Genomic DNA, 13,445 nt, shown 5'->3' with positions numbered 1-13,445 from the left:
CCCCCAGTGATCAAGATCCTCTTAGCAGCGATCATCGGCATCGCCGTGGCCGCCCTCGTCGCGACCGTCACGACGGTCTCCTTCACCGGCGCCACCGCGACGCCCGTGAACCAGCCGCTCTACAACTACGGCGACCGGTAGACACCACCGCCATGCCGCCCTCCCGTCAAGGGGACGAGCGGGCGAGCCGACCACCACTGCTCGAGATCGTCATTCCCGCCTACAACGAGGAAGGGCGACTCCCCGGGGGGCTCCTGCAGCTGTGCGCGAAGCTTGCCCGTATGCCGTTCCCGACCGCTGTCATCGTGGTCGACAACAACAGCACGGACTCCACCGCGGAGATCGTCAGCACCTGGCCGCGGGGGAAGGTCCCGGTCCGGCTGACCCGGTGCGCGACCCCGGGCAAGGGGGCCGCCGTCCGCGCCGGCCTGCTCCAGACTCGCGCCCCGTTCGTGGGGTTCTGCGACGCGGACATGGCCACCGACCTGCGCGCCCTCGACGTCGCGTTCGGCCTGCTGCTCTCCGGTGAGCGGGTGGTCGTGGGCTCGCGCGCCCACGCCTTCTCCGACGTGGAGAACCGGCACAGCCGGGTCCGCGAGCTGGGCGCCGTCGGCTTCCGCTCGCTGGCCAGGGTGCTGGTGCGCGGCGTGAGCGACACCCAGTGCGGTTTCAAGTTCTTCGACGGCGCCCTCGTCCGCGAGGTCGCCCCGCGGCTGCGCACGCCCGGCTTCGCCTTCGACGTCGAGCTGCTCGCCCGGTGCGCGGAGAAGGGCGCGACCGTGCTGGAGATCCCCGTCCAGTGGCGCGACATGCCGGGCTCGCGGTTCTCACCGGCCCGGCACAGCGCCGGCATCCTGCTGGAGCTCGGCCGGATCTGGCTGACGCTCCACCTGGAGCCGCGCGCCTCCGCCGCGCCCGCCTGGGAGCCGCCGCTCGACCCCGTCGGATATCCGTGAACATCGCCGTCGTCAACTGGCGGGATCCGTGGCACCCGGCCGCCGGTGGCGCCGAGACGTACGCGTGGGAGATGGCCCGCCGCCTCGCGGCGGCGGGCCACCGCGTTCACTTCGTGACCGCGCGCGCTCCCGGGCAGACCGCCCGGGAGGAGATCGACGGGGTACGGCTGGTCCGCATGGGCGGTCCGTTCTCCGTCTATCCCCGGGTGCTGGCCTGGCTGCTGCCGCGCCGGTCGTGGTTCGACGTGGTGCTCGACTGCCAGAACGGCATCCCGTTCTTCACCCCGTGGGTGCTGCCCCGCCGCACCACCGTGCTGTGCGTGGTCCACCACGTCCACGACCGGCAGTTCGGCGTCCACCTGCCGCGCTGGCTCGCCGCGGTCGGGCGCCTCCTGGAGGGCCCGGTCTCCCGGTGGACCTACCGCCGGCGTCAGAGCGTGGCCGTGTCGCCGTCGACGGTGAACGCCATGCGCGAGCGGCTCGGCTGGACCGGGCCCATCCAGATCATCCCGAACGGCGTGAGCGTCAGCACGCCCGCGGACATCCGTAAGAGCGCCGCCCCCCGGCTCGTCTGCGTCGGCCGGCTCGTCGCGCACAAGCGCGTGGACCTGCTCCTCGACGCGGTGACCGAGCTGAGGGAGCGCTGGCCCGGCCTGACCGTGGACCTCGTCGGCCGGGGCCCCGAGGAGGCGCGCCTGCGCGCCCGGCTGCCGGAGGGCGTCACCATGCACGGATACCTGTCCGAAGCGGACAAGGAACGACTCATCGCCTCGGCGTGGCTCCAGGTCAACGCCTCCCAGGGGGAGGGCTGGGGGCTGTGCGTGCTGGAGGCCGCCGCGCTCGGCGTCCCCACGGTCGCCTTCGACGTGGACGGGCTGCGCGACGCCGTACGGCACGGCGAGACCGGCTGGCTGCTGCCCGAGGGCACAAGTCTGGCCAAGGGCGTCGCCGCCGCGCTCGACGAGCTGGCCGGCGGCCGGAGCGACGGCTACGCGGCGCGGTGCCGTGCGTGGGCCGACCGGTTCTCCTGGCAGAGCAGCGCCGAGCGCATGGCCGCGCTCATGCGCGGCAGCCCCGCGGCAGTCCCCCTGTGGACCGCCCCTGCGCCCCTGGGGGAGGAGCGATGGTGAGCGACACGGCCCGGCACCGCCTGTGGCTGCTGCTCTGCTGCCTCGGCTTCGCGGTGCTGTCGTTCACCACCAGGCCCGGCAGCATCATCGGCGACACCAAGATCGACCTGGCGCTCAACCCCCTCGGCTGGCTGGAACGCGCCGCCCACCTGTGGGACCTCCAGCACTTCGGCCAGCTCCAGAACCAGGCCGCCGGCTACCTCTTCCCGATGGGCCCCTTCTTCGCCCTCGGGAAGATCATGGGCGTCGAGCCGTGGGTGACGCAGCGGCTCTGGCTGACGCTGCTGCTCAGCGTGGCGTTCCTCGGCGTGGAGCGGCTGTCCCGGCAGCTCGGCATCGGCACGCCCGGCACCCGGATCGCCGGCGCCCTGGCCTACGCGCTCGCGCCCCGCGCGCTGTCCATCCTCGGCGAGATCTCGATCGAGTGGCTGCCCGCCGCGATGCTCCCGTGGATCCTCATCCCGCTGCTCACCGCGTCGGAGACGGGGCAGCGGGCCCGGGGCGCGATCAGGTCCGGGCTGGCCGTGGCGCTGTGCGGCGGCGTGAACGCCGTCGCCGTGCTGGCCGTGCTCGTCGCCCCCGTCGTGTACATCCTGACCCGGCCCCGGCCGGTGCCGCGCTGGCGGATGCTCGGCTGGTGGACCGGCGCGGTCACCGTGGCCACGCTGTTCTGGTGGGCGCCGCTGCTGCTCGTCGGCCGGTACGCGTTCTCGTTCCTGCCGTACACCGAGACGGCCTCCACGACGACGCAGGTCACGTCGCTGACGAACGTGCTGCGCGGCACCTCCGACTGGGTGCGCTTCCTGACCGTGAACGGGGTGGACCAGCAGCCGCCCGGCTACGCCATCGCCACCTCGGCCGCGATGGTCGTCGTCACCGGCGTGCTGGCCGCGCTCGGCCTGGCCGGCCTGGTGCGGCGCGACCTGCCCGCCAGGGGGTTCGTGGTCACGCTGTTCCTGGTCGGGGTCACCGCGCTGGTCGCCGGGCACACGAGCGCGCTGGAGCCGATCGTCGCCGAGCCGGTGCGGTGGCTGCTCGACGGACCGCTCGCGCCGCTGCGCAACCTGCGCAAGTTCGACCCGCTGGTGCGGCTGCCGATCGCCTTCGGCCTGGCCCACCTGCTCGCCGTCAGCCACCAGCGCGCCCGCGCCGTCGCCCCGTCCGCCCCGTCGGCGGCACCCGCCGCACCCGCCGCCCCGTCGGCCGTGCCCGGTCCGTCGCCGGTCGCGCGCCCGCGGGCGAACGTCCGCCTGCCGGTGCGCGTGGTCGCCCTGGTCGCCCTGGCCGGGCTCGTGCTGCCCGTCTTCAACCAGGGGCTCGCCATGCCCGGCGCGTTCAAGGAGGTGCCGCTCTACTGGCGGCAGGCGGCGGCCTGGATCAACGAGAACGCGGGCGACGACGGCGTCCTGGTCGTCCCCGGCGCCAAGTTCGGCGAGTACCTGTGGGGCCGGCCGGTGGACGACCCCATGCAGCCGCTGTTCAAGGCCCGCTGGACCACCCGGCAGGTCACGGCCGCCGGCTCGGTCGGCCTGACCCGGCTGCTGGACGTCATCGACCAGCGCCTCACCTCCGGAGCGGGCTCGGCCGGGCTCACCGAGGTGCTGCGCCGGCTCGGCGTCCACTACCTGCTCGTCCGCAACGACCTGATGCGCGCCAACCTCCAGGGCGCCTGGCCGGCCCGCATCCAGGAGACGTTGCGCGAGTCGCCCGGCATCAGCCGCATCCGCTCGTTCGGCGGCGAGGTGGGCGACGGCTTCACCGACGACGCGGTCGACTCCGTCGACTGGCCCTCGCCGGCCCTGGAGCTGTACGAGGTGGCGGGCGGCTCCGAGCTGGTCGGCGTGGAGTCCGCGGGTGACGCGGTGCGCGTGCGCGGCGGCCCCGACTCGCTGCTCACGATGGGCGACCTCGGGCTGCTCGGCACCGGCCCGGTGCTGGTGAACGACGACGCGAGCACGTACGAGGTGCCGACCGTGGTCAGCGACGCGCTGCGGCTGCGCGAGCGGCAGTTCGGCGAGATCCGTACGAACTGGACACCCACGCTGACCGCCGACCGGCGCGCCGACTTCACCGGCGTACGGGCGCTCGACCTGCTGGAGGAGGGCTGGCTGGAGGAGACCGCGACCGCCGAGTACGACGGCATCTCGTCGATCACCGCCTCCTCCTCGGTGGCCGACGCCGACGCCATCTCCGGCCTGAGCACCCCCGGCCGCGGCCCGTGGGCGGCCATGGACGGCGACTACGAGACCGGCTGGGAGAGCGGCGGCTGGCACCGGCCGCAGGGCGAGTGGCTGCGCGTCGACCTGCCCCAGCCCCGCGAGATCCCGAGCCTCAAGGTGACCTTCACCAACAACGTGCTGCTCGGCCAGTCGATCAGGCGGGTGGCCGTGGAGACCGAGGGCGGCCGGCTCGTCCAGGACGTGCGGCAGACCAACGAGCCGCAGACGCTGCGCGCCCCGCCCGGGACGACGACATGGCTGCGGATCACGATCCTCGCGACGTACGACAGCGACTGGAGCTTCGTGCAGCGGGTCGGCATCACCGAGATGACGATCCCCGGCGTGCTGCCGGGCCGCACGATCAGGCTGCCCGGCGAGAGCGGCGACGCGTACGTGATGGACCGCGGGCTCGACGCGCGCCCGGAGTGCATGCGCAACCGGGATCGGTGGGTCTGCAACCCGCTGCTCGCCCGGCCGGGGGAGGAGGGCGCCGGGTTCGACCGCACCTTCTCCGCCGAGCGCAAGCACTCCGCCACCGTCCAGGGCACCGCCGTCCTGCGCGACTCCGGGCTCGCCGACCGCTACAGCCGCCTCAGCGGCGACCTCACCCGCGTCCAGGGCACCTCGCAGGTCAGCAAGGACCCCGTGGTCGCGCCGAGGTCCGCGTTCGACGCCGACGCCGCGACCACGTGGGTGCCCTCGCCCAACGACGCCGAGCCCACGCTCACGCTGCGCTGGAACGGGAAGCGCACGATCTCCCGCCTCCAGGTCGCCCGGCCCGGCGGCGACAAACAGCCGCTCGACATGGTCGTCGTCGGCGACAAGGGCGTGGTCCGCAGCGGGCGCGTGGACGCGGGCGGCGTCCTGAAGATCAAGCCGCTCACCACGACCCAGCTCAAGCTGCGCTTCTTCCCCGTGTCGCGGCGTCTCCAGGTGACCGAGCTGATCATCCCCGGCGTCGCCCCGGCCAGCCGGCCCGAGGGCATCCCGTTCCGGCTGCCCTGCGGCCAGGGCCCCGAGCTGCGGGTCAACGGCAAGGTCATCCAGACCCGCGTCACCGGCACCTACGCCGACCTGCTCGAACAGCGGCCCCTCCGTTTCACCGGCTGCGCGAGGGCGGCGCTGTCGGCGGGCGACAACCGGGTGCGGGCCGCCGGCTGGGACCCGTTCGCGGTCGACGACCTGGTGATCGGCTCGCTGCCCGAGCAGCCGCTCCCGGTCGAGGGTGCCGCGGCCCCCGGCACCTGGACGCAGTCGGAGCGCGAGGTGCGCGTGACGGCGCCCAAGGACTCCTTCCTGGTGGTCAACGAGAACTACAACGCCGGTTGGCGGGCGAGCCTCGACGGCCAGACGCTGCGGCCGGTCCGCATCGACGGCTGGAAGCAGGCGTGGGAGCTGCCCGCCGGCACCTCGGGGACCGTGCGCCTGGAGTACGGGCCCGACCGGGCGTACTGGCTGGCGCTCGCGCTCGGCCTGGGCGGCATCGCCGCGCTCGCGCTGCTCGCCCTGGTGATGCGCGGCCCGCGCCCCGAGCACGTGCTGGAGACCGCCGCCGCCGCTCGCTCGCGGCTGTCCGGCTGGCGCATGCCGTACGCCGTCGCCGCGGGGCTGGCGTTCGGCGCCTGGGTGGCGGGCTGGGCCGGCATGCTCGTGGTCCTCGCCGCGGTCGTCGCGGTCCTCTGGGCCCCGGCACGGCGGGCGCTGCCGAGGTGGACGGCCCCGCACTGGGCGGCGGCGCTGCTGCTCTCCCTGGCGACGGCGTCGCTGGCCGCGGCGATGGCGCTGCGCGACTACGGCGCCGACGTGGACCTGCTCGCCGACCACGTGCCGCAGCTCGTGGCCTGCGCGGCCATGGGCGTGCTGTTCGGCCGGCTCGTCAGCGAACCGGCTCCGCCTGACGCTCCGCCGGAGCTTCCGGCGGAGGAGCCGATGCTGACCGGCGCCCGGTCAGCTTGAGCGCCCGCTCCTCGATGAGGTGGTAGCTGGCCACGCTCACGAGGAGTGAGCCGACGAACGTCAGGATGCCCACCTTGACGAAGTCGCCGCTGAACGGCTGGGTGTCGGTCACCTTGTAGTACAGGGTGATGACCGGCGCGTGCCAGAGGAAGAAGCTGTAGGAGATCCGGCCCAGGTACGCGGTGACCGGGTTGCCGAGCACGCGGTGCCTGAGTGAGTCGCGCCGGGCCGCCAGCGCGAACGGCGCGACGACCAGCACGGCCACCGCGGTCTCCAGGGTCATCCGCCAGAGCGACTGCGACAGGCTCGGCAGGTCGAGCGTGCGCGGGCCGGCCACCTCGGTGCTCAGCACCACGTACAGCAGCAGCGCGAGGACGAGGAGCTGCGGCGCGAGCGCGTCCACGACCCGGCTCTCCCTGATCCACACCGAGAGCACGGCCATGGCCATGCCGGCGGCGAAGTAGATGAGGTGGTGCGGCAGCCACAGGGCGAGCTGCGGCTGGTCGAAGACGTGGGCCGCCACCGCGCTGCCGAAGGACACCAGCGGGAGCACGGCGATGCCGCCGAGCAGCCGCACGGGCCGGTTGCCGTGCCGCGCCCAGCGGTGCAGCAGCCAGGCCAGGACCGGCAGCACCAGGTAGAAGGCCATCTCGATCGGCATCGTCCACATCTGGTACAGGCCGTCGGGGGCGCGGGTCTGCTCGGTGTAGTTCTGCAGCAGGAGCAGCCACTTCGCCCAGCCGCCGAGGTCCAGGGAGCTCCAGGCGAGCAGGGCGAGCGTCGTCACCACCCAGTACGCGGGCATGACGCGTAACACGCGCCGCCACAGGTAGCCGCCGGCGCCGGGCGCGGGCGTGTCCTCCAGCACGGCGCGGGCCCACGGCCGGTACAGGAGCAGGCCGGACAGCAGGAAGAAGATCGGGACCGCGATGCCCAGCCGGGTCGTCATCCAGGCGAACATGCCGTCGCGGTACATGACGCCGGTGTTGCCGGCCACGTGCAGCACCCACACGCCGAGGGCCGCCAGCGCGCGGATGCCGTCGAGGGCGGTGTCGCGACGGGCGGGGGCGTCGAGCGGCGCCACACGCAGCTCTCCGGGCGGCCCCGGAGGCCGTCCCTCCGCGCCCGCCGGGGCGGCGGTCTCGGCGGCGGCAGGGGCCTCCCCGGCGTTCCGGGCGGCGGGTGTCGTTACGGGCGCTTTCTCAGGACCAGGACCAGATTCCACGTGGCGAACTCCCTGACGATCGGGACCTTGAGCATCGGGCGGTACCACCAGGGCAGGTAGCGGGGGAACGCGTCGACGAGCTCGACCCGCCGGTCGCCGCGGGCCCAGCGCAGGCCGTGGGCGACGGAGACGGGGTAGAGGCTCCGGCCAAAGTGGTTTTTGGGCGGCTTGCCGTACTTTTCCTGATATTTCTGGGCGGCGCGGTGGCCGCCCAGGTAGTGCCAGGGCGAGGTCTCGTGACCGCCCCACGGGGAGAGCCAGTTGGTGTAGGCGAGGAAGACCAGCCCGCCGGGCCGGGTCACCCTGACCATCTCGGAGGCCATCCGCCACGGCTCCGGCACGTGCTCCAGCACGTTGGAGGAGAAGCAGACGTCCACCGAGGAGGTGCGCAGCGGCAGGTCGAGCGCGCTGCCGAGGACGCCGCCGCTGGGCGCGCCCTGGCCGGCCAGCTCGCCGGCGTCCACGTCCACGCAGACGCAGCGGGCGCCGTGGCCGCGGAACTCCGAGGCGAAGAAGCCCGGACCGCCGCCCACGTCCAGCACCAGCCGGTCGCGCAGGTCCACGTACCGGAGCAGGAGCCCGGCCGTGTCGGCCGCGAGCGTGGTGTAGTAGCCCTGCTGGTCGCCCTGCTCGGTGCGGAACGCCCGGAAGAGCCGGATGGACCGCGCCAAGTCAGCGCGCATGGGCATATTTGCCGCTTTCATAGGGAGAACCACGATAGAACCTGTTTCTATCAATTTGATTGCGGCTCCGTACCGGCCAGTGACGTATGTCACTCACTGTCATACTTTGATGCCGGATGTTTCGGCAAGACGACAACAGGTTCTAGGATCGCGGAGGCCTTTGATGGGTCGCATCTCCACGCTCGTCCTCATCGGGGTCGGTGCCTTCTTCATCGCCCTCGCGCCCCTCATGAAGTTCTGGGCGGCGGGTAAGATCATTTCCGCCCCGGCGAACCAGTGGGGCGTCACGCGGCTGGAGGCCAAGGGCGCCCAGTACTTCTCCACCCAGGACCTCAAGGTGCTCACGGCCGACCTCGACGTCATCGTCACCACGCGCGGCGACGTGAAGGAGGCCGACTCCGACCGGGTCGTCTGGGACGAGGCCACCGTCGTCAACGACGTCACCAACCACCGGCCGCAGATCGTCATCAGCGACCGGCGCAGCGCCTTCGACAAGTACACCGGCGTGGGCATGAACTGCTGCGGCGTCAACATCAGCAAGACCCCGGTGACGCTGGAGGGCCAGATCTACAAGTTCCCGTTCGACACGGAGAAGAAGACCTACCGGGCCTTCAACTCCACCGCGGGCAAGGCGTTCGACGCCCAGTTCGTCCGCGAGGACACCGTCGACGGCCTGCCCGTCTACGTCTTCGAGCAGACCGTCCCGCCGACCAAGACCGAGACCCGCAGCGCCCCCGCCAACGTGCTCGGCATGACCGGGACCGCGATGGTGCAGGTGGACCGCTGGTACGACGGCAAGGTGACGTACTACGTCGAGCCCACCACGGGCAGCCCGGTCCGGCAGGACCAGCAGCGGCACGAGGTGCTCAAGACCCAGGACGGCGTCGAGCGATCGCCCGCCTTCGTGGCGGACGTCAAGATGACCGACCGCACGGTGGGCGACCTGGTCGCGCAGGCCAAGGACGGCAAGTCGAAGATGAACCTGCTGCGGAACATCATCCCGCTGGTGCTGCTCATCGTGGGCGTCGCGCTGGTGGGAGCCGGCGTCCTGCTCGGCCGCCGCGCTCCCGAGGCCGGCGCCTGACCCGCCTCCCGGAAAAGGCCCGCGCCGCCGGCGCGGGCCTTTTGTCATCCGGCCTCCGAACCGGCCGTCCCCGGTGGCCGTCACGACGCGTTACTAGAACGCGTTCTCATAAGATGTTACTGGCGGGTACCGACAAAAGGTTCTAGAGTAGAACGCGTTGCAGTTCACCGTTATGCGGTCGTATTGTCGGGGCCATGCGGACACGTGTAACGGACATGTTCGGAATCGAGCTGCCGATCTTCGCGTTCAGCCACTGCCGGGACGTCGTCGCCGCGGTCAGCCGCGCCGGCGGGATGGGCGTCCTCGGCGCCCTCTACTTCACTCCCGAAGAGCTCGAGATGGAGCTCAAGTGGATCGACGATCACGTCGACGGCAAGCCGTACGGGGTGGACGTCGTCATGCCGGCCTCCTACGAGGGGGCCGACTTCCCGGCCGAGGAGCTGGTCGGCCGGCTCCAGTCGATGATCCCCGAAGGCCACCGGTCGTTCGTGGAGAACCTGCTGTCCTCCCACGGGGTGCCGGCGCTGTCGGCCGACGCCGAGGCCGGCAAGGTGCTGCTCGGCTGGACCGACGCCACCGCCCGGCCGCAGGTCGAGGTCGCGCTGCGGCACCCGATCGCCCTGTTGGCCAACGCCCTCGGCCCGCCCCCGGCCGACGTGGTCGAGCTCGCCCACTCCCACGGCGTCAAGGTCGCCGCGCTCGCCTCCACCCCGCGCCACGCGCTCAAGCAGGTCGAGGTCGGCGTGGACGTGGTGGTCGCGCAGGGCACCGAGGCCGGCGGCCACACGGGCGAGATCTCCACCATGGTGCTGATCCCGCAGGTCGTGGACGCGGTGGACGTGCCGGTGCTGGCCGCGGGCGGGATCGGCAACGGCCGTCAGATGGCCGCGGGCATGGCGCTGGGCGCCGAGGGCGTCTGGACCGGCTCGCTGTGGCTGACCGTGGAGGAGGCCGACACGCCAGAGATGGCCAAGCAGCGCATCCTCCAGGCCACCTCACGCGACACGGTCCGCTCGCGGAGCTGGACGGGCAAGCCGGCCCGGCTGCTACGGAACGAGTGGACCGACGCCTGGGAGTCGCAGGAGTCGCCGGGGACGCTGCCGATGCCGCTGCAGTTCATGCTGGTCTCGGACGCGCTGCGCCGGATCGGCCGCTCCGACGCCTCGGAGCTGGCCACCTTCCCCGCGGGTCAGGTCATCGGCCTGACCAACCAGGTACGCTCCACCCGGGACGTCATGTACTCCCTGATGGAGGAGTACAGCGAGGCCCTGGAACGGCTGGACCGCATCACCGGGGACTGAAAGGTCGCACGGGCACCACGGTCACGAGCCCGTCGAGGCCATCGACTTGGGTGAGGGTCAGGCGTCGCGGCCATCCCGAGGATCGTCTTCCAGGCGATCCTCGCCGCCGAAGAACTCATCCGCCTCCTGTCGCATCGCGGTGTAGTCGATACGTGGCAGCGTGCGATGCTTGGCGATGAGTTCCTCGGCGCTGAGGGCGGTGTACTTCATGGAGGCTCGGTGTAGCACATGGGGCTACGCGGTTTCACCGGCCTTCGTAGGTGGCCGGGCGCTTCTCCTTGAAGGCTCGGGTGCCCTCGCGGGCGTCGGCGGAGCCGATCACCGGCCAGCCCAGGTCGTCCGACACCTTCAGCGCCTCGGCCTCCGGCATGCCGAGTGTGTCGCGGTACGTGCGCAGGATGGCCTGGACGGCGAGCGGGCCGGAGGCGGCGACGTCGGCCGCCACCTCCAGGGCCGTCTCCAGCGCCCGCCCGTCCGGGACCACCCGGTTGACCAGGCCCATCGACAGCGCCTCGGCGGCCGTGACCGCCCGTCCCGTGAGCAGCAGGTCCATGGCGTGGCAGTACGGGATCTGCCGCGGCAGCCGCACCGCGCTGCCGCCCATGGGGAACAGCGCCCGCTTGGCCTCGAACAGCCCCAGCGTGGCCGACTCGGCGACGATCCGCAGGTCCGTGCCCACCAGCAGCTCGGTCCCGCCGGCCACCGCGTACCCCTCGACGGCGCAGACGATCGGCTTGGTGGGCAGCTCCTCGCGCAGCAGGCCCTTCCAGTGGAAGTTGGGGATGCGCGCGGCGCGCGCCTGCACGTCGGGGTCCGTGGACGGCGTGCCCATCGCCTTGAGGTCCGCGCCCGCGCAGAACGTGCCCTCGGCGCCGGTCAGGACCGCGACGCGGACCCCCGTCTCCTCCGACACGTACGCCCACGCGGAGGCGAGGCCGACCAGCATGTCCGAGGAGAGCGCGTTGCGAGCCTCGGGGCGGTTCATGGTGACGACCACGACGTGGCCGTCGCGTTCGACACGGCAGTGCGGGGTGCTGATCGGCAGGAGCTCCACGGACGCCTCCAGGATGCTTGTATCAAGCGCTTGGTAGGCAGTGATCCTACCCCGGCGCGGCCCGTCCGACGACGGCCTCCGCCCGCCGGCGTCGTCCTACGATCAAGCGCTTGCTCTGCTCTCTCCGGCCGGGTTACGCTGCCCTGGCAAACGAGAACAAGTTCTCGTTTCCGCCTGGCAGGCCGGAGTCCTGTGGCGATCCTCCGGGCACCCGGCGCCTCGACCACTGACGAGGAGTACCCATGGGCACGCTCGGATTCTGGAGGCTGGCGCAGGCGGATCCCGGCTGGATCGCCGCCGTCGACCCCGACGGCACGGAGCACCGCGCGGGCGACCTGCTCGCCCGCGCCAACCGCCTCGTCCACGGCCTGCGCGAGCTGGGCCTGCGGCCGGGCGACGGCATCTGCGGCCTGGTGCCCAACGGCGCCGACGGGCTGGTCCTCTACCTGGCCGCGCTGCAGGCCGGCTGGTACTACACGCCCGTCAACTGGCACCTGACCGGCCCCGAGATCGCCTACATCGTGGCCGACAGCGAGGCCAAGGCGTTCTTCGTGCACACCCGCTACGCCGCCGAGGGCGTCCGGGGCGCCGAGGCCATCGCACCCGAGCGCCGCTTCGCCCTGCCCGAGGGGGAAGCCGTCCCCGGCTTCCGGCCGCTGACGGACCTGATCGGGGGGCAGCCGGACACCCTGCCCGCCGGCCGCACGGCCGGGCTCACCATGCACTACACCTCGGGCACCACCGGCAAGCCGAAGGGCGTGCGGCGGCCGCTCAACGGGCTCGACCCCGACGACGCCGCCGAGATGATGACGTTCCTGCTCGGCCTGTTCGGCATCACGGCGGGCCGGCCGAACGCGCACCTGGTCACCTCACCGAACTACCACACGGCCGTCACCCAGTTCGGCGGCACGGCCCTGCACATGGGCCACACCCTCGTCTACATGGACAAGTGGGACGCCGAGGAGACGCTGCGGCTCTGCGAGCGCCACCGGATCACCAACTCCCACATGGTCCCGACCCACTTCAAGCGGCTGCTCGCGCTGCCCGAGGAGACCCGGCGCCGCTACGACCTGTCCTCCCTGAAGTGGATGATCCACGCCGCCGCCCCCTGCCCGGTCCCGGTCAAGCAGGCCATGTTCGCGTGGTGGGGCGACTGCGTCTACGAGTACTACGCGGCCACCGAGGGCGGCGGCACCCTGGCCACACCCGAGGGCTGGAAGTCCCACCCGGGCACCGTCGGCAAGGCGTGGCCGATCAGCGAGCTGCTCATCGTCGACGACGACGGGCAGCCCCTGCCGACCGGCACCCCCGGCACGATCTACATGAAGATGCTCGGCGCCCGGTTCGAGTACAAGGGCGACCCGGCCAAGACCGAGGAGAGCCGGCTCCAGGACTACTTCACCGTCGGCGACATCGGCTACCTCGACGACGACGGCTACCTGTACCTGTGCGACCGCAAGTCCGACCTGATCATCTCCGGCGGGGCCAACATCTACCCGGCCGAGATCGAGAACGAGCTGATGATCCACCCCAAGGTGGCCGACGTGGCCGTCTTCGGCATCCCGGACGAGGAGTGGGGCGAGCAGATCAAGGCCGTCATCGAGCCCGCGCCCGGAGCCGTGCCCGGGCCGGAGCTGGCCGCCGAGATCCTCGACTCGCTGGAGGGGCGGCTGGCCCGGATGAAGTGGCCCCGGTCGATCGACTTCATCGAGGAGATGCCCCGCGAGCCCAACGGCAAGCTGCTGAAGCGCAAGCTCCGCGCGCCGTACTGGGAGGGGCGCGACCGCGCCATCTGAGGGCGCCATCCGAGGGCGTCATCCGAGCAAGATCCGACAAC

Annotated in this window: 11 protein-coding genes; 7 read left to right on the top strand and 4 right to left on the bottom strand. The window is 72.2% G+C overall.

Annotation, left to right across the window (positions count from 1 at the left end; genetic code table 11):
• The first annotated feature begins 6 nt into the window (after positions 1–6).
• Genes ABZS51_RS32105 through ABZS51_RS32090 form a run of 4 tightly spaced genes read left to right on the top strand, consistent with a single transcriptional unit; the run spans position 7 to position 6,261 of the window.
• The gene (locus tag ABZS51_RS32105; RefSeq protein ID WP_268959883.1) at positions 7–141 is read left to right on the top strand and encodes a hypothetical protein; all 135 of its coding nucleotides are present in this window, start codon (positions 7–9) and stop codon (positions 139–141) included.
• A gap of 11 nt (positions 142–152) precedes the next feature.
• A complete protein-coding gene (locus tag ABZS51_RS32100; protein ID WP_355448867.1) occupies positions 153–956 on the top strand; it encodes a glycosyltransferase in 804 nt (267 codons plus the stop codon).
• Positions 953–2,086 carry a glycosyltransferase family 4 protein gene (locus ABZS51_RS32095; RefSeq protein ID WP_355448864.1) on the top strand — a complete coding sequence of 378 codons (1,134 nt, stop codon included), beginning with the start codon at positions 953–955 and terminating at the stop codon, positions 2,084–2,086. Before ABZS51_RS32100 ends, ABZS51_RS32095 begins: the two co-directional genes overlap by 4 nt.
• On the top strand, positions 2,080–6,261 hold the full coding sequence (locus tag ABZS51_RS32090) for an alpha-(1->3)-arabinofuranosyltransferase family protein (protein ID WP_355448861.1): 4,182 nt from the start codon (positions 2,080–2,082) through the stop codon (positions 6,259–6,261). The genes ABZS51_RS32095 and ABZS51_RS32090 overlap by 7 nt, the downstream gene beginning before the upstream one ends.
• Here ABZS51_RS32090 and ABZS51_RS32085 read toward each other — a convergent pair.
• Both ABZS51_RS32085 and ABZS51_RS32080 read right to left on the bottom strand, forming a co-directional pair.
• Positions 6,182–7,345: an acyltransferase gene (locus ABZS51_RS32085; RefSeq protein WP_355448858.1), complete on the bottom strand. Its 1,164-nt coding sequence runs from the start codon at positions 7,343–7,345 to the stop codon at positions 6,182–6,184. The genes ABZS51_RS32090 and ABZS51_RS32085 overlap by 80 nt on opposite strands.
• A 104-nt stretch (positions 7,346–7,449) precedes the next feature.
• Positions 7,450–8,175, bottom strand: a complete 726-nt coding sequence (locus ABZS51_RS32080) for a class I SAM-dependent methyltransferase (protein ID WP_310715673.1) — start codon at positions 8,173–8,175, stop codon at positions 7,450–7,452.
• 157 nt (positions 8,176–8,332) lie between these two features.
• Between ABZS51_RS32080 and ABZS51_RS32075 the strand changes: the two genes are divergently transcribed.
• Positions 8,333–9,253: a DUF3068 domain-containing protein gene (locus tag ABZS51_RS32075; RefSeq protein WP_355448853.1), complete on the top strand. Its 921-nt coding sequence runs from the start codon at positions 8,333–8,335 to the stop codon at positions 9,251–9,253.
• Between the two features lie 194 nt (positions 9,254–9,447).
• Positions 9,448–10,554, top strand: a complete 1,107-nt coding sequence (locus ABZS51_RS32070; protein ID WP_310715669.1) for a nitronate monooxygenase family protein — start codon at positions 9,448–9,450, stop codon at positions 10,552–10,554.
• A 57-nt stretch (positions 10,555–10,611) separates the two neighbouring features.
• Here ABZS51_RS32070 and ABZS51_RS32065 read toward each other — a convergent pair whose 3' ends face one another.
• The gene (locus ABZS51_RS32065) at positions 10,612–10,764 is read right to left on the bottom strand and encodes a hypothetical protein (RefSeq protein WP_355448850.1); all 153 of its coding nucleotides are present in this window, start codon (positions 10,762–10,764) and stop codon (positions 10,612–10,614) included.
• 34 nt (positions 10,765–10,798) lie between these two features.
• Complete coding sequence (locus tag ABZS51_RS32060) at positions 10,799–11,608, bottom strand: crotonase/enoyl-CoA hydratase family protein (protein ID WP_310715666.1); 810 nt, start codon at positions 11,606–11,608, stop codon at positions 10,799–10,801.
• A gap of 242 nt (positions 11,609–11,850) precedes the next feature.
• Here ABZS51_RS32060 and ABZS51_RS32055 point away from each other — a divergent pair, with 242 nt between their 5' ends.
• Positions 11,851–13,404 carry an acyl-CoA synthetase gene (locus ABZS51_RS32055; protein WP_355448847.1) on the top strand — a complete coding sequence of 518 codons (1,554 nt, stop codon included), beginning with the start codon at positions 11,851–11,853 and terminating at the stop codon, positions 13,402–13,404.
• The last annotated feature ends 41 nt before the right edge of the window (positions 13,405–13,445 follow it).

The organism is Nonomuraea sp. NPDC005501 (assembly GCF_040605905.1).
In the GTDB taxonomy this organism is placed as follows: Bacteria; Actinomycetota; Actinomycetes; order Streptosporangiales; family Streptosporangiaceae; genus Nonomuraea.
Note: the sequence above shows the minus strand (reverse complement) of the source record. Positions and strands in the feature narration are given on the sequence as shown.